Below are 17,841 nucleotides of genomic sequence, written 5' to 3'. Positions count from 1 at the left end.
TCTCAAATATATGAAAGGTTTAAATTAGATTGTATCTTTGCAAACCAAAATTAAGGCATGAGGACAAAGTCACTTAAAAAGAATAAAATCAACGTAGTAACATTAGGATGCTCTAAAAATGTTTACGACAGTGAGGTGTTGATGGGACAACTAAAAGCGAATAATAAAGACGTTGTACATGAAGAAGAAGGGAATATTGTAGTGATAAACACTTGTGGTTTTATTAATAATGCTAAGGAAGAAAGTGTAAATACAATCCTTGAATATCTTCAAAAAAAGGAGGAAGGCGATGTCGATAAAGTGTTTGTGACTGGTTGTTTAAGTGAGCGTTATAAGCCAGATTTAGAAAAGGAAATTCCTGATGTAGATCAGTATTTTGGAACCACCGAATTACCAAATTTATTAAAAGCCCTTGGTGCAGACTATAAGCATGAACTTATAGGTGAGCGTTTAACAACTACACCAAAAAATTACGCTTATTTAAAGATAGCTGAAGGTTGTGATAGACCTTGTAGTTTTTGTGCAATTCCTTTAATGAGAGGGAAGCATAAATCGACACCAATTGAAGAGATTGTAATTGAAGCTGAAAAACTAGCTGCCAATGGTGTAAAAGAACTCATACTTATTGCCCAAGATTTAACGTATTACGGACTTGATTTATATAAGAAACGTAATTTAGCTGAACTTCTGGATGCTTTAGTAAAAGTTGACGGCATTGAGTGGATTCGCCTTCATTATGCATTTCCAACTGGTTTTCCAATGGATGTGCTAGATGTGATGAATAGAGAGCCTAAAATTTGTAATTATTTAGACATACCATTACAACATATTTCCGATAGTATTTTAAAAAGCATGCGTCGTGGAACAACTCAAGAAAAAACGACAAAGCTGTTAAAGGAATTTAGAGCAAAAGTTCCTAATATGACGATTAGAACAACACTTATTGTTGGTTATCCTGGAGAAACCGAAGAAGATTACCAGAAGCTTAAAGATTGGGTAATTGATATGCGTTTTGAACGCTTAGGTTGTTTTACTTACTCACATGAAGAAAATACACACGCTTATAATCTAGAAGATGATGTGCCACAAGAGGTGAAGCAAGAGAGAGCAAATGAAATCATGGAAATACAGTCTCAAATTTCTTGGGAATTAAATCAAGAAAAAATAGGGCAGGAGTTTAAAGTGGTTATCGACAGAAAAGAAGGCGATTACTTTGTTGGACGCACAGAATTTGATTCTCCAGATGTAGATAATGAAGTGCTTATTGATGCAACTAAAACATATCTAAAAACAGGAGAATTTGCTACAGTAAAAATCACTGATGCAGCAGACTTCGATCTTTATGCTGAGGTTGTTTAATTTACTCTTTTTCTTTTCTTTCGATTTTTTCAAGTTGTCTTGAAATTTTTCGAATAGCAGATTCTATTGATTTTTCAGGTTCTATAATGTTATATTCTCCCCAAAATTCTGGGTCCGAAAATCCTGAAGCTTGATCACTTAAAATTACCGTTGGTCTTATTCTGTTGTCTTTATTTAAAGTAGAGGTAATATTTGTTGTCCAATCGGTTATGGCCATTTCTATATTTAAAGTGTAAATACTACTAAATAGTTTTTTACGCCATTTTACTCTAAATGCTAATTGCACATTACTATAACTATAATACCATTTGCCATCAGGTGTTGTTTTATAATCTACACGATACAAAGCTTCTTCTGGTTCTACTCTAACTAATCGAGGTTTTTTTCTAATAAACAGTTTTACTGCTTCATCTTTGTTTTCAACATTTAAGCTATAATTGGCACTTACTAAAGCGAAAGTTTCAGCATCAATATATAATTTACCTCTATATAATGGTGTTACTATATTTGGTTGTTGCTCAAAATTTACAACATATACTTGACGATCATTTATTTGAGTTGAATTACCAAAATTAAAATTGTAGTAGTCAAATAATTCTTCATCAAAAATATAGTCTTTGTACTTAACAATATCAGAATATAAAGCACTAAATGGACCTCCCTGTAGTTTTACAGCCAAAGTATCCAATCTAGAGTAATTAGTGTTTTTTCTAGATTTCACAAGTTCTACAGCATCTCTCTTAGATGTTGAATAAGGTTCTTTATAAATCTTAACAACAGCTTCAGCTAAAGAGGCATTTTTATTGCGTTTTTTTATGGTTTCCCTATAAAAAGCAGTCATTAAGGTTTTCTCGTTTACATATTTCTCCTCACGATTTTCTAATGTGGCCTTTACAAGTGCACGAGCATCTTTAGGAACGTTAATGTTTACTTGCGATAGTTGAGTAGTAATAACATTTAATGTAATTGTATTGTTCTCTCCTTTTAGGTTTCTTAATGGAACTTCTTGAGTTTCATAACCAAGAAAAGACACTTTAACACTATTGCCAGATAATGATTTAGGCACTTTTAAAGTAAACTCACCTTCTTTATTGGTGATAGTACTAATATTAGAGTTAATTACTGAAACATCAGCAAATACTAATGGTTTTTTAGTGTCATTACCAATAACACGACCTTTATATTCGTCAAAAGACTGTGAAGTTTCTTGAAAAGCTAAGGCGGAAGTATTTTGATTAAAAACCAAAAAAGTAAATAATACTAAAAGTGTAACGAAGCTTGTTTTGTTCTGTTTTAAGTATCCCTTTTTCATGATAACTTTATTTTTATTTGTTGTAAGAGGTAAGAGCCTTTAAGATACTGATTTTTTAGATTTTAACCTAGATTTTTTTAAAATTTAAATGCCAATCCAATTTGTAGGGTATTAAATTTTCTATAGCCAGAATCTTCTTCAATAAACTTCGATAAAGCAAAGTAAGGCCTACCTTCAATATAAAAGTTTGGTGTGATTTGATATCTTGCTCCAAAAGTAAATCCAAACATAAATGAGTTGTATAAATCGCTGTTTTCAGCTTCACCTAAGTCAATTAAAACCTGACCTTCGGGACCTATGAATCCAGAAAATCCATTTCCTAATTCAAAATTTAACAATACAGGAATGTGCAAAAAACTTGCATTGTTTCTGCCTTGAAATTCGGTGGAAGAATAAATAATTTCTGGTTGCACACTAAAAATATCTGAGGTTGGTATATTCACAAAAGCACCAATATAAACACCAGATTTTTTTTGAACATTATCACTGGATTCATTCACAGTTTTATTGTGCATGGAGTTTAAACCTGCTTTTAACCCAAATCCTATTTCTGGTATAATTATCTCTTCGTCTTGTGCAGAAATGTGTCCAACAAAAAACATTAAAACTGTTGCGAGTATAAATTTTTTCATAATTATCATTTTCAAGTTGAGTAAAGTTATACCATTAATTGTTTTCTACAATGGTTCTAAAAGTTAAATTAACTCTTGGGTTTTTAATTTTTTTGGTTGGTGGTAAACGATGCAACCAATGTTCTTGAGTGGTTCCAGTCATGACCAATAAACTTCCGTGTTCTAATAGAAACTCGCACTTTTCTTTGGTTTGCTTATGTTTAAAGGCAAATTTACGTTCAGCTCCAAAGCTTAAGGATGCTATGGCTCCATGTTTCTTTAAATCTTTTTCACCATCACTATGCCAACCCATAGTTTCTTCTCCATTATGGTAAAGGTTACAAAGACACGAATTAAAGGTTTCTCCTGTTTTAAGCTCAACCAATTGTTTTAGTTTTAATAATCCAGGAGTCAATGGTAAGGCTTTTTTTGTTTTTCCTGAATAGGTATATTCAAAAGTTTTATCACCATACCAAGCTACTTTACGTTTGGTTATGTAATGTTTGCCATAAACTGTAGCTTCATCGTGTTTCCAATTTAGGTTTTCTAATAGATTAATAAAAATGGTGTTAGCTAATGCTTCTGGAATGATTTTCCCATAGTAATTAACCACACCATCTTTTGGTAAAAGGTTTTTGGTTTCGTCTATGATGTCGTTAAAAAGTTTCACAGTTTATAATAGGTGCTTTTTTAATCCCAATTATAAAGTTTTCCAAAAGCTCTATAATCTTCTACGTTTTCAATACAATTATAAATTGTGTAAGGTTCTGAAATTTTTTCTACTTCAATTAATTCCTTTATAATTTTATTGAGTTCGGATTTAGAAATGATTTTTTCTATTCTATTTAGCTTTTTAGGTGATTTAATAATTTTTAACTGTCTCCATTTTTTAAAAACACCATTACGCATTAATATTCTAATTTCAGTATGTTCATTAAATCCGTCTCCAGACTGTCTTCTCTTAATCTCAATTCTACCTATTGGAGTATCTATAGATCCACCGTCACTATTAAAAGCACAGTGAAAGATTGAATAGGATATTTCTTTAGAAGATTCCAATCTTTCATCTAATAAAAATTTCTTCTTTTCAATCATTATAAAAGATAATTATCTACTGCTCAATATTCGATTTCGCTTCAACTTCATTTAAGAGAATTGGTTTTCCAAAACCTAAGGCTTCTAGTTTACCCATTTGGGTTTTGGCATCACCAACAACCATGTAATTCATTTTATTGACATCTAAATATTTGTCCGCGAGTTGTTTAATATCTTCAACAGTCATCGCTTTTACAATAGCTTCGCGCTGTTTTGCATAATCATCTGGCAGATTGTAATTACTAATATTACTTAACATTCCTAGTTTAGACCCTAGAGTTTCGAAAGCTCTTGCATTGCTTTTAATCATAAAGCCTTTGGTGATTTCTAAGTCTTTTTCGGTATAATTTTTACCGTAGTTTTCTACAATTTCTTTTACTAAACTAGCCGATTCTAAAGTTACATTAGATCTAACGCCGCTAGAAATAGTAAAAGCACCTTTAATGTTTGAACCAGAAAACCCAGAGCCAATACCATAAGTGTACCCTTTACCTTCTCTAAGTTCTTGAGTTAATTGAGATGCAAACCCACCACCACCTAGACGATAATTTAAAACACTTGCAGGATAATAATCAGCATCTGTTGCAGCTAAAGCTGGATAACCAAACCTAATTACCGATTGTTTTGCATTAGGTACATCGTAAAAGTAGACTTTAGATACCTCAGGAGCCATTGGTGATGCAATTTCTGGAAATAACACTTCCTTAGCTTCCCAATTACTATCTAAATTTTTTAAAGAATTCAAGACCTCCTTTTGTGTAATATCTCCAACAATATGAAAACTGGTTACTGTTGGCGAAACATTGTTTGTATAATAGTCTTGTAGGTCCTCAATAGTAATAGTATTTACTGAAGCTTCCGTGCCAATATTATTTTTTGATAAAATATGGTCATCTCCATACGTTAGTTTAGCAAACTCTATAGATGCAATACTATTTGGATTTCCTTTTTGACGCTGAATTTGACTTATAGTACTTTGTTTTAATAATGCAAATTCATCAATGTCCCAACGTGGCTCTAATAATATTTCTTCTACTAAAGCCATCGTAGCTTTATAGTTTTTAGCAAGAGAATTTCCAGAAATGGTAATTGCTTCGTTCGATGCAAACGCATTAATGGAGGCTCCTAAACTTTGAATAGCATTTTCAAGCTCTTCTGGTGTTTTGTTTTTTGTTCCTTTAGTGAGCATATTAGCTAATAAGTTGGACACACCAATTTTATTAATATCCTCAAGCAACATACCACCTTTAATCTGTATTCTAAATTGTACCAATGGCACTTCATTGTTTTCTATGCCCAACAAATTCATGCCAGAGGATAAAGACTCTTTCCAAACTTCTGGAACTTTTACATCTGGACTGCCTCCATAAGGAGGTTCTATAGATCTATCAAAACTTGATGGGGTTTTTTCATAGGTTGCTACGATGCTTGGGTCGAATTCTTCCTCAGCACCTTCTACAATTTTTTCTTCAACAACTTCTGCTAATTTAGAATCAACTAGTGCTAAATCAGCTTGTCCTTTTGGAACAAAACTAGTGGCTACATAATTTTGATTTTTTATGTAGGCATTATACACACGCATCACATCGTTAGCTGTAACTGCCAATATCTTTTTTACATCTTCATTGATATACGAAGGATCTTCAGCAAATATGTTATACTGTGCTAATTGAAACCCTTTTCCTAATACACTTGACAGTCCGTTATAAAACGCAGTTTCCTGACCAGCTTTAATTCTGTCTAAATCTTTTTGAGGAATACCTTCTGCTTCAAATTTGGAGAAAGCCTCATTAATGGCGCTTTGAACATTGTCTAGTTTTGTTCCGTTAAACGCTGTAACACGTAGCATTACTTGTCCAGCAATTTCTGAATTGTATTGAGACAAACTCACATTACTTGCTAGTTGATGTTCTTCAACAATCGATTTATATAAAGGCGCAGCTTTACCTCTTGATAAATAGCTTGCTAATACACTCAACGCATAAGAATCATCATGATATTGATAAACACCAGGCCACGCAATCGTTAACTGTGGTAAACGTGCAAAGTTATCTTCATAAAACAGCTTTTTAGTTTCAGATAGCTCAACAGGTTGTTTTGCCATTTTTGGAATATCCTCACCACGTTTTATTTCACTAAAATATTTTTCAACCCATTGCTTTGCTTGAGCAGTGTCAAAATCACCAGCAATTGTTAAGGTTACATTGTTTGGCACGTACCAACGGTTATAAAAATCTTTTACATCTTGAAGTGTTGCATTTTGTAAATCTTCAAGCGAGCCTATTACTTGCCAACTATACGGATGCCCTTCAGGGTATAAATTTTTATCGATGACATATTGTGTATGTCCATAAGGGTTGTTGTCAACACCTTGACGTTTTTCGTTTTTAACTACTTGTTTTTCTTTAGCTAAAACTGGTTCTGTCACTGTATTAATAAAAAAACCTAGTTTGTCTGCTTCTGCCCAAATCATTTTTTCAAGTGCGTCCTTTGGAACGGTTTGAAAATAGTTAGTACGATCTCTACTTGTCGAACCATTGGCACCTGAGCCTCCAATTCGAGCACTCATTTTATCTAAACCACCTTTTCCAAGGTTTTCAGATTCTAAAAAAAGTAAATGCTCAAATAAGTGTGCAAACCCAGTACGTCCTTCAATTTCTCTAGCAGAACCAACATGACTTGTAAGTGCTACTGCAACTACAGGATCTGATCTGTCTACATGGAAAATTACTGATAAGCCATTGTCTAAAGTAAACTCTTCAAATTCTACTTTAAATTCTTTGTTGTCTGCAGTGGTTTTTGTTTCGTTAGCGCAAGATGTAACGATAAAAACCAATAGGATTAATAGTGTTTTAGTGATTTTCATTTTGATTGATTTTAATTATTTGCAAAGAAAATGGCGTTTACAAAAAATAGTTTTCCATTTTCCCAAAAACTTCTAAAAAGTGTATTGTCTACCATGTATATAATGCTTCCTCTACCTTGGCGCTCTTCTCCAAAGACTAGGGAGTTTTTAAGTCCTTTTTGAGCGTTAATTCCAGCAAAACCTGATACTTTCATAACATCATCTCCAATATGAGCAACGTTTGAGCCTCTGTCTAATAAACTATAAGAAGTTCCTCCTAATTTTAAAGTAAAATAGTCTTTAGAATATCCATATGCCATTGGATGAGTATTATCTACGTTTGTTTTAAAAATGGCACCAGTAATCATATTTTTGGCAGATTCACGCTGTCTATCTGCATAAGGAATTAAATTGTTTGATTCGTTGTCGTCATCATTATCATTGTATTTTAAGCCAAATCCTTTTTTGCCAGCAAAAGTGCTTAAAGCTCTATCAATAGCAATTACTTTTCCACCAGAACGCATCCAATCTTGTAACTTGCTCATGCCACTGTCGTTAAGCATACTTCTGTAACTACCACTAGGTAAAATTAATACATCGTATTCAGCTAGATTTACTCTTCCAAAATCTTCAGAATTAATAGATGTTACAGGATATTTTAATTGCTGCTCAAAGAAGTGCCACGTAGCGCCATAGCTTAATGACGATGTTCCTTCACCAGAAATCATAGCAATTCTTGTTTTATTGATAAGCCTGATAGACGATGACCCCATATCTGGGAATTTATCAGAAAAGCCTGTTTGAATTTCTTTTAAACGTTGTTGGTTTTTTACAGCAATTTCACTCAGTTCGATTGTAAAGTTTTCAATGTGCGTATTATCTCGTTGGAGAATAATTAAAGAACCTCTATTGAAAGTATTGCCATTTTGAGAAAATGGTTCATGATTAAAACGCACTTTAATATTCTTGTTTAATAGCATTGCTAGAAATTTAGCATCTTTCAAAGAATTCCAGTCACTTACATAACCATAAGTTTTAGATAACGGAGGAACTGGAGGAGGTGGGGCAAGTCGAGATTGCGAACTAACTAAACTTGTACTAGCTATTGTTTCTAAACCATAAGCGTAAGGCAAACTCCATGCAGTAATATCGTAAGTTAAAGAGTCACTTAATTTGGCGTTTGGTTCAAACAAAGCTTTTATCATTTTACCTTTTGGTTGATTGGTACTTACGACCAAATCGTTAGAAGTAGTATTCATACTTCCATTAGCATTGGTAGAGTATTTATGACCAGTTACTTTTTTACTTGTTGCATAGCCATAAGCAATTTCATGTCTGTCCAATAAAGTTTTTAGAGCATCAATTTTCTCTGGGTTTCCAGACATGACATAGCTTTTGTATTTTAAGCCATCATTTTTGAAAAACTTATTAAACTCTTCGTTTAATTTTGAAGCGTTTTTAGAAGATATTTCAACGGTCGATAATCCACTTGTAGTGTGATGTGCAATTCTATCTTTTAGAGTTAATACATGACCTTCGGATGTTTTTACACCTAAAGCACCACGACCACCACCAGCTTGTTCGTAAGTCATACCAATAGCTCCCATGTATGTTGGATAGGTATCACCATAACTTGGATACAATAAATCAAAGCTTTCTCTAGTAAAATACAACCAACCTTGAGGGTCAAAATATTTTGCATGATTCCGTCCTATTTGGAATTGAAAATCTCTTTGCCAATCGGTTATTAACTCATGATAAGGCTCAGCTGCTGGTGCAAAATAGTAAGGACTGTTGATGCCTTGTTCATGAAAATCCACATGAATTTGTGGCATCCATTTATTATACACTTTAATTCTAGCAATCGATTCTTTTTGAGAGGTCCAAGCCCAATCTCTATTTAAATCAAATAAGTAGTGATTTGCTCTACCTCCAGGCCAAGGTTGTGAGTGTTCGCTTGATTGTGGGTCTATATCAAAAGGTGTACTTTTAGTTTCGTTGTACCAATTGGCATAACGGTCACGACCATCAGGATTAATACAAGGATCAATAATAACCACTGTGTTTTTTAGTAATTCTTGTCTCTCCGTCAAAAGCTTATAAATAGTATTCATTGAAGCTTCGGTACTAGATGCTTCATCACCATGAACATTATAACTCAACCAAACAATAACAATATCAGTATTTGAAGGAGCACCAGACATGATACCTGCATTTTTTAAATTATTTTCTCTAATGGTTTCAAGGTTTTTCATATTCTCCTCAGAAGAGATGTAAGCATGAATCAAAGGTCTACGCTCATAGGTTTCACCATATTGTTCTAATTTTACCTGATTTGGCATAGTAGAAGCAACGTGTTTAAAATAATCTACAACTTGATGATTTCTTGAAAATTGAGTTCCTAATTCATAGCCTAAAAACTCACTTGGCGTTTTAATTTGTTGCGCCATTGTAATGGAAACTGAACATAAAACGACTAATACGATTCTATAAAAATTTTGCATTATTGGTTGATTTAAAAAATAGTAGCTATAAAGATATAAACCCAAAGCGAACATTGGTAGTTTTGAACATATTTTTTGCAAAAAATTAGCGTTTGAAGAAAACAGTTAAATTTTAGTCTTTTTTTAACCAAGTGAAAATTTCAAATAGATAAAAGAGCAGTATATTTACAAAAGATTTGAAAGCTAACTATGCCAACCGATTGTATTCCGTTTAGAGACACTAACTATTTTTCTTCTTTAATATGTGATTATCTTGATGAACATCAAGAATTACAACCTTTTTATAACCGTTTTCCAAAGCTGGAAAACTTTAAAGACCAGATTAACGAGAAAGCTACAAGTTATAGCATAGCTAATCGCAATGTATTAGTTTCTGCATTAAAAAAGCAATACGAACATGTTGAAACTTCAAAGGCTACGTTTGATAATATTGCTTTGTTAAAAGAACCAAATGCATTTACAATAACAACAGGACATCAGCTTAATTTGTTCACAGGTCCTTTGTATTTTTTGTATAAAATAATTTCAACAATTAATCTTACTAAAGAATTAAAAGCTAAATACCCTAAGCATAATTTTGTGCCAATCTATTGGATGGCTAGTGAAGATCATGATTTTGATGAGATTAACTATTTCAATTTTAAAGGCAAAAAAGTTAGATGGAATAGAGACGCAAGCGGAGGTGTTGGAGAATTAGATACTAACGGATTAGATAAAATTTTTGAAACTTACTCTAAAGAGTTAGGTCAAGGTCAAAATGCTAATTTTTTGAAGGAACTTTTTAATAGCGCCTATTTAAAGCATAAGAATCTTGCTGATGCTACAAGATATATAGCTAATGAATTATTTAAAGAACTTGGATTAGTGATTATTGATGCTAATAATCAAGATTTAAAAAGACTTTTTGCACCTTATATTAAAGAAGAACTTTTAAATCTAACCTCCTATAAAGCTGTGTCACAAACAAATCAGGATATAAACGATTTGCCAAGTAATTATAAAATACAAGTTAATCCTAGAGAGATTAATCTGTTCTATTTAAAAGATGGTTTACGTGAACGAATAGTTAAGCAGAATGGTAACTATGTTATAAATGATACTGATATTTCATTTACTGAAAGCGAAATTTTAGAAGAATTAGATACGCACCCTGAACGATTCAGTCCAAATGTGATTATGCGTCCCTTATATCAAGAAGTTATTTTGCCAAACCTATGTTATATTGGAGGAGGAGGAGAATTAGCATATTGGTTTCAATTGAAGAATTATTTTAAGGAAGTTAAAGCTCCTTTTCCAATACTGTTGTTACGTAATTCTGTCCTAATTAAAACACCAAAACAATCTGAAAAACTAAAAAAATTAGGAGTGTCATTAAATGAATTGTTTTCTAAACAAAACGATTTAATTAATAAACAAGTTAAAAGATTATCAACTATAGATATAGATTTCTCACCACAAAAAGAACATCTTCAAAAGCAGTTTAAGTCACTTTATGAATTAGCTAAAAAAACTGATAAATCCTTTCTTGGAGCAGTAGCTGCTCAAGAAAAAAAGCAAATCAAAGGGTTAGCTAATTTGGAGAAACGATTACTAAAAGCACAAAAACGAAAATTGAATGACCAAATATCTCGAATTACAGAGATTCAAAACCAATTATTCCCAGGTCAAAGTTTACAAGAACGGAATTTAAATTTTTCTGAACTTTATCTTGAGTTTGGAGACCAATTAATCCAACAGTTAGTATTAAATTTGCAACCTCTAAAGGGAGATTTTTTAATATTAGAACTGTAACACATGCATAAGATAGATTTTGAGCTTATTGAAATGACCATGGACGTCATGAAATACGCTATTGATCGCATTTCACATACCAAACAAAAAGTTGGAAAACCTCAAAAAGCCGAAGTGCTAAAAAGCTTAGTTGGCGAAACAATTACTAATCATGGCATTGGTGGCGAAAAGGCATTTCAATTATGGAAAGAGCATTTAGCAAAAGCCAATGTGCCTGTAGATCATCCACGTAATTTGGCATTTGTGCCTGCTGCTCCTACAAGAGCTGCGGTAATGTTCGATTTGGTGACATCGGTGTCTAGTATTCATGGTGCATATTGGATGGAAGGTGCTGGAGGTATTTTTTGTGAAAACGAAGCCATGAAATGGATTGTTTCTTTAACAGGATTACCAGAAGGTGCCTTTGGAGTATTCACAAGTGGCGGAACTGCTGCAAACCTTTCTGCTATTGTAACAGCTCGTGAGCATTGGAGAGAAGACGATACTTATAAGAGAGAAAAAGGGTTAATTATAACATCAAGTGGAGCACACTCATCAATTAAAGCCATGGCAAAAGTGGCCGATGTTGATATTCTATTGGTGGATTCTGAAGAAAAACTAACGGGAGTTGCACTTCGCGAAACAATTGATAATCTAAACTTCCATCAACGTAAGAGACTCTTTGCAGTAGTAGCTACAGGAGGAACTACCAATGCAGGGATTATTGATGATTTAGAAGGTATTGCTGAGGTTTGCGATAACGAAAGAATTTGGTTTCATGTAGATGCTGCTTATGGAGGAGGTGCTTTGGTGGCCGATTCTGTTCGACATTTATTCAACGGAATTGAAAGAGCAGATAGTATTACCATAGACCCTCATAAATGGATGTTTTCACCTTACGATTGTGGAGCAGTTATTTATAGACGTCCCGAATTTGCTAAGAAAGCGCATTCACAACAAGGGTCGTACTTAGATATTTTTAAAGATGAAGGCGCACATGGTTTTAACCCAACCGATTATCAAATACAACTGACACGTCGTGTGAGAGGATTACCTTTATGGTTCTCATTAGCAACTCATGGAACCGATAAATATAAAGAAGCTGTTGAACGTGGCATTGAACTAGCTCAAATAGCTGGTAAAATGATTGAAGATAATCCTAATGTTGAATTGGTTAGAGAACCTAGTTTGTCTTGTGTATTATATAGAAGAAAAGGTTGGATTCCAGAAGATTATACGAATTGGACTTATGATAATCACGACAAGGGATTTGCTTTAGTTACGCCTACAAAGTGGAAAAACGGAGATACATTTGAAACTGTTTCTCGTTTTTGTTTTATTAATCCAGATACCACCGAAGAAGATATCAAGATGATTCTAGATACTATGGCTTAATGTGGATTTTTGTTGTTAAAAACTTGTAGAAAAGTAGCAAAAATTTCTAATTTAAAAGTTGCTAAAAAATAGCAAATGATTACTTTTGCACATGCAACACGACAAGGTACTTATTTTAGACTTCGGATCGCAATACACACAGCTTATTGCACGTAGAGTTAGGGAACTCAACATCTATTCCGAGATACATCCATTCAACAAAATTCCAACAAATATTGACGATTACAAGGCAGTCATCCTTTCTGGAAGTCCATTCTCAGTAAGAGGTGACGAAGCTTTGCATCCTGATCTTTCGAATATTAGAGGTAAAAAACCTTTATTAGGTGTTTGTTATGGTGCACAATATTTAGCACATTTTTCTGGTGGTAATGTAGCACCTTCAAATACCAGAGAATATGGACGTGCTAAACTATCTTATGTAAAGGAAGGTGAAGCTTTTCTAGAAGGTATTTCTGAAGGCTCGCAAGTTTGGATGAGTCATAGTGATACCATTAAAGAATTGCCAACCAATGGTGAATTATTAGCAAGCACACATGATGTGCAAAATGCAGCTTATAAGATTAATGGAGAAACTACCTTTGCAATTCAGTTTCATCCTGAAGTTTATCATTCTACAGACGGAAAGCAACTACTAGAAAACTTTTTAATAAATATTGCTGAAGTAAACCCAGATTGGACGCCAGATTCTTTTGTAGAAGAAACCGTCGAAGCCTTAAAAGCTAAGATTGGAAACGATAAAGTAGTTCTTGGATTATCTGGTGGAGTCGATTCTACAGTAGCTGCTGTATTATTGAATAAAGCCATTGGAAAGAACTTATACTGCGTGTTTGTAAATAATGGTTTGCTTCGTAAAAATGAGTTCGAAAATGTACTTAATCAATACGAAGGAATGGGGCTTAATGTAAAAGGTGTTGATGCTTCGGCACGCTTTTTGGATGCACTAGCTGGAGAAAGCGACCCTGAGAAAAAACGTAAAGCAATAGGTCGCGCGTTCATTGAAGTGTTTGATGATGAAGCACATTTAATAGAAGATGTTAAGTGGTTAGCACAAGGCACCATTTATCCTGATGTTATTGAAAGTGTTTCGGCAACTGGAGGACCAAGTGCAACTATTAAAAGTCATCATAATGTTGGTGGATTGCCAGACTTTATGAAGCTAAAAGTAGTAGAGCCATTAAAAGCCTTATTTAAAGATGAGGTGAGACGTGTAGGTGCTTCTTTGGGAATTGATGCAGAGCTATTAGGCAGACATCCATTTCCTGGTCCAGGTTTGGCTATCAGGATTCTAGGAGATATTACAGCTGAAAAAGTTCGTATATTACAAGAGGTAGATGCCATTTTTATCAATGGTTTAAAAGATTGGGGTTTATACGATAAAGTTTGGCAAGCTGGAGCAATGTTGCTCCCTGTAAACAGTGTTGGAGTGATGGGCGATGAGCGTACGTATGAGAAATGTGTTGCGCTTAGAGCAGTAGAAAGTACAGATGGAATGACAGCCGATTGGGTAAATTTACCGTATGAATTTTTGCAAAAAACATCAAATGACATAATAAATAAGGTGAAAGGCGTTAATAGAGTAGTATATGATATTAGCTCGAAGCCACCAGCAACCATTGAATGGGAATAAAATATATGTGACCTGCTTGTGTCTAAGTCTATATAAGCAATAATTACGTATATACATTTAAAAATAACACATGAAGAAATTTTTAGTTAGTTTAAGTTTTGTAATTCTTTTTAGCATGTCTGCTAAAGCACAAGGTTATAAAACACATAAAGTAAAGGTTGGTGAAACCATTGAAAGTATTGCAAAAATATACATGGTTACACCTTACGATATTTATGCTTTAAACCCTGATGCTAAAAACAGCCTGCAACCTAATATGGTAATTATTATACCTGAATCTAAGGTGTTAGATAGTCCTGTGGAGACAGAGGTGACTAAATTGGTTGGTTATAAAACACACAAAGTAAAACGTAGAGAAACTTTATATAGCATTAGTAAAATTTATAATGTGACCGTTGATGATTTAAAAAAACATAACAATAGATTATATTCTGAAAACCTTAGAAAAGGAGATAGGATAAATATTCCAAAATACGATAAAGTAAATACTACCACAACATTAGAAAATACCCTAAGAAGTTATCAAGTACAACCTAAAGAAGGCAAATGGCGCATCGCTTATAAATTTGGAATCACTGTCGATGAGTTAGAAAAACTCAACCCTAAAATAGCAGATACTTTACAAGTTGGTCAAAAAATCAATGTACCAAATATTGCCAATAATGAAGAAAAAGAGATTGATGAAGAATTTGGTTATTACACAGTTGTGCCTCGTGAAGGTTTTTTCGCTTTAAAACGTAAACTAGGTTTATCGCAAGAGGAAATAGAAGAATTAAATCCCGAGTTAAAAGAAGGCGGTTTAAAAGCAGGTATGATTATTAAAGTACCTAAAGATGTTAATGACAATAGTGGTTCGGGAGATATTGAACGTTCAGTATTAGCTAATAAAATAAGCAATTTCGAAACAAAGAACTTGGCAGTGATGCTACCTTTTAGATTGGATCGTGTTGATATGAATGCTACAGAGGATGTAAAGGATATGTTAAGTGACGAAAACGTTTTAATAACTAGAACAATAGATTTTCATACAGGTGTTTTAATGGCCTTAGATTCTGCTAAACAGTTAGGTATTTCTACCAAGTTAGACGTGTATGATACTAAAGCAAGAGAAAGCGAGGTTGCAAATATTATAAATGACAAAGATTTCTCAAATTATGATGCAGTTATAGGACCATTTATACCTCAAAATTTTGATCGCGCAGCAACTATGTTACGTCGCGATAATGTACCAATGGTGTCTCCAGTGATGGAAACCAGCAATCTATATAACAATGTATTTCAAACCATTCCAACTAATGAGTTAAAGCGTAAACGCATTGTGGAATTTGTAAAGCAATTGGATACAGTTCCTAGTCGAATTTTAATTATTTCCGATCAAAAACATCGTAATGAAAGTAACCTACTAAAGCAAGAATTTTCATTATCTAATCAGGTTTTTTCTCGTGTTGATGATGAAACAGGAAAAGATCAATTTTACATTTTGAAGGATGATATTGAAAAAGAACTTAGAGAAGGTCTTAATATGGTCTTTCTAGAATCAGACAACGAAGGCTTTATATCTAACGTAACAAGTATGCTGTCTGGGTTTATCGGTTTTGATGAAGACTTGAAAATTGAACGTGAAGTAGTACTGTTAACAAGCGATAAAAATGGGGCTTTTGACCGCGATAATGTATCCAATATTACCCTGTCTAAGTTAAAATTTCATTACCCATCACCCAATAGGCCAATTAGCGAAGATCAAACGGATAGTTTTGTAAAGGCTTACCAAAAAAAGTTTTACACCACTCCAAATCGTTATGCTATTAGAGGTTTTGACCTTACAATGGATGTGTTGCTGCGTTTGGCTTATGCAGACGATTTATACGATGCGTCTTCAAACGATATTGAAACAGAGTATGTCGAGAACAAGTTCCGTTATGGTAAAAAAATGTTTGGCGGTTACTACAACGAAGCAATGTATATTGTAAAGTTTGATAATCTTAGAATTGTTGAAGTAAAACAATAATAGTAATTAATCTTGCGTTTTTTCTGTAATTAATTGCTTTGCTATGCACAGATTTTTTTTAGTTTGTTTTTTATCCTTATTCCAATTTCAAGATGGCCCAACTATAAGTTGGGACTTAAATAATCGATTAGAATGGAGTGACTTTCGTGGCGAGCCAAAACCTAGTAATAACTCAGTAGCTGTTACGGCTTCAGGAATTACTTTTAGTTATTCTACAAAAAAATCAGATACTCGATTAATAGATTATCATTATAATATCCGTGCCGATTTCTATCCGAACAAATCTTGGTATTTAAAAGAGAAAGCGGATAATAATATATTAAATCACGAACGATTACATTTTGATATTACCGAACTCCATGCACGCTTGTTTAGGCAGCGTATTGAAAAAACAAGATTCACAATGAATATTGATAATCAAATGAATCGTTTACATGAAGCCATTAATAAGGAGTTGGAAGCATTACAAAAAAGATATGATGCCGAAACAAGGCATTCTCAAGACTTAGAGAAACAACAAGAGTGGCAAACCAAGATAATTGAAGCACTTAATAAATTGTCACGTTACAGTTCATAATGCTCAACGAAAATCAAAGCAAACAATTTCTAGTAAAACTAGCTAACACCAAAATGCCATATGGTAAATATAAAGGCAGATACATGATAGATTTACCTGAACATTATGTGGTGTGGTATAAAACTAAAGGCTTCCCTAAAGGGCAAATAGGTGAGATGCTCGCAACAGTTTATGAGCTTAAAGTAAATGGTTTGGAAGAGTTGGTGAGGAATATTAGAAGAACGTCTTAATTATCTATAGAACCTATAATACTTGGCTTGTCGGTAGAAGCAACGTGGTCTATTTTCCAGTCGTTGTCATATTTTTTGTAAATAGCAGTCCAAGCAAAATGAGTTTCACTTTCAACTAAACTATCGTTTTCATTTTTGTATGCTACACGCACCACTTTATCAACTATGGTGTAAGCCAAACTACCATCGTCAGAAAATCTAACTATAGGTTCGGAGACATCATCCCATTTTACAAATTCCACAGATGAGAAATAGTTGTTGTATCTTGAAATAGTAGCTTCTTTTGTTGGGTTACTTATTTCGCCTTTGTTTACAGAAACAAAATTTTTAGAAAGTTGATTTGCAAAAGCAATAGAATCTTTGTTAAAGTGATACTCTCTTTGAGCGTGATGTAACTTTAATATGTTTTCGGTTTCCTTTTCAATGGAAAACGATACTGGTTTGTTGCACGAAAAGCATAGTACTATTAAAAGGCTGATGAGGTAAAACTTATTCATAGTTATTTTAG

The 17,841-nt window shown here is 33.5% G+C and carries 14 protein-coding genes; 7 read left to right on the top strand and 7 right to left on the bottom strand.

Annotated features, from left to right (window positions below; all coding sequences use genetic code 11):
• Positions 1-57: 57 nt before the first annotated feature.
• Positions 58-1,359 (top strand): 30S ribosomal protein S12 methylthiotransferase RimO, encoded by a 1,302-nt coding sequence (rimO, locus tag HB672_RS12665; RefSeq protein WP_167769893.1) that lies wholly within the window; start codon positions 58-60, stop codon positions 1,357-1,359.
• Position 1,360: 1 nt separating this feature from the next.
• Here the strand turns inward: rimO and HB672_RS12660 are convergent, their stop codons facing one another.
• From HB672_RS12660 to HB672_RS12635, 6 genes are all read right to left on the bottom strand, one after another.
• On the bottom strand, positions 1,361-2,671 hold the full coding sequence (locus tag HB672_RS12660; protein ID WP_167769892.1) for a carboxypeptidase-like regulatory domain-containing protein: 1,311 nt from the start codon (positions 2,669-2,671) through the stop codon (positions 1,361-1,363).
• Positions 2,672-2,748: 77 nt separating this feature from the next.
• On the bottom strand, positions 2,749-3,303 hold the full coding sequence (locus HB672_RS12655; protein WP_167769891.1) for an outer membrane beta-barrel protein: 555 nt from the start codon (positions 3,301-3,303) through the stop codon (positions 2,749-2,751).
• Positions 3,304-3,337: 34 nt separating this feature from the next.
• Positions 3,338-3,952, bottom strand: a complete 615-nt coding sequence (locus HB672_RS12650; RefSeq protein ID WP_167769890.1) for an alpha-ketoglutarate-dependent dioxygenase AlkB — start codon at positions 3,950-3,952, stop codon at positions 3,338-3,340.
• A 20-nt stretch (positions 3,953-3,972) separates the two neighbouring features.
• Positions 3,973-4,377, bottom strand: coding sequence for a hypothetical protein (locus tag HB672_RS12645; protein ID WP_167769889.1), 405 nt, complete (start codon positions 4,375-4,377; stop codon positions 3,973-3,975).
• Positions 4,378-4,393: 16 nt separating this feature from the next.
• A complete protein-coding gene (locus HB672_RS12640) occupies positions 4,394-7,243 on the bottom strand; it encodes a pitrilysin family protein (RefSeq protein ID WP_167769888.1) in 2,850 nt (949 codons plus the stop codon).
• A gap of 11 nt (positions 7,244-7,254) precedes the next feature.
• Entirely contained in the window at positions 7,255-9,726 is a 2,472-nt protein-coding gene (locus tag HB672_RS12635; protein ID WP_244306620.1) for a M14 metallopeptidase family protein, read from the bottom strand.
• Between the two features lie 189 nt (positions 9,727-9,915).
• On the opposite strand from HB672_RS12635, the gene bshC reads away from it, so the two are divergent.
• From bshC to HB672_RS12605, 6 genes are all read left to right on the top strand, one after another.
• Positions 9,916-11,517 (top strand): bacillithiol biosynthesis cysteine-adding enzyme BshC, encoded by a 1,602-nt coding sequence (gene bshC, locus HB672_RS12630; RefSeq protein ID WP_167769887.1) that lies wholly within the window; start codon positions 9,916-9,918, stop codon positions 11,515-11,517.
• A 3-nt stretch (positions 11,518-11,520) separates the two neighbouring features.
• Positions 11,521-12,891, top strand: coding sequence for an aminotransferase class V-fold PLP-dependent enzyme (locus tag HB672_RS12625; RefSeq protein WP_167769886.1), 1,371 nt, complete (start codon positions 11,521-11,523; stop codon positions 12,889-12,891).
• A gap of 91 nt (positions 12,892-12,982) precedes the next feature.
• Positions 12,983-14,518 carry a glutamine-hydrolyzing GMP synthase gene (gene guaA, locus HB672_RS12620; RefSeq protein WP_167769885.1) on the top strand — a complete coding sequence of 512 codons (1,536 nt, stop codon included), beginning with the start codon at positions 12,983-12,985 and terminating at the stop codon, positions 14,516-14,518.
• 70 nt (positions 14,519-14,588) lie between these two features.
• Entirely contained in the window at positions 14,589-16,526 is a 1,938-nt protein-coding gene (locus tag HB672_RS12615; protein ID WP_167769884.1) for a LysM peptidoglycan-binding domain-containing protein, read from the top strand.
• A 43-nt stretch (positions 16,527-16,569) separates the two neighbouring features.
• Positions 16,570-17,103 carry a DUF922 domain-containing protein gene (locus tag HB672_RS12610; protein WP_167769883.1) on the top strand — a complete coding sequence of 178 codons (534 nt, stop codon included), beginning with the start codon at positions 16,570-16,572 and terminating at the stop codon, positions 17,101-17,103.
• Positions 17,103-17,333: a DUF3820 family protein gene (locus HB672_RS12605; RefSeq protein WP_167769882.1), complete on the top strand. Its 231-nt coding sequence runs from the start codon at positions 17,103-17,105 to the stop codon at positions 17,331-17,333. The genes HB672_RS12610 and HB672_RS12605 overlap by 1 nt, the downstream gene beginning before the upstream one ends.
• Here HB672_RS12605 and HB672_RS12600 read toward each other — a convergent pair.
• Positions 17,330-17,830 carry a nuclear transport factor 2 family protein gene (locus HB672_RS12600; RefSeq protein ID WP_167769881.1) on the bottom strand — a complete coding sequence of 167 codons (501 nt, stop codon included), beginning with the start codon at positions 17,828-17,830 and terminating at the stop codon, positions 17,330-17,332. The two genes, HB672_RS12605 and HB672_RS12600, sit on opposite strands and share 4 nt — an antisense overlap.
• Positions 17,831-17,841 lie beyond the last annotated feature (11 nt).

Source organism: Gaetbulibacter sp. S0825 (genome assembly GCF_011777505.1).
GTDB lineage: Bacteria > Bacteroidota > Bacteroidia > Flavobacteriales > Flavobacteriaceae > Pontimicrobium.
The sequence above is the reverse complement of the archived record's forward strand: the minus strand, read 5'-3'. Positions and strand labels throughout refer to the sequence as shown.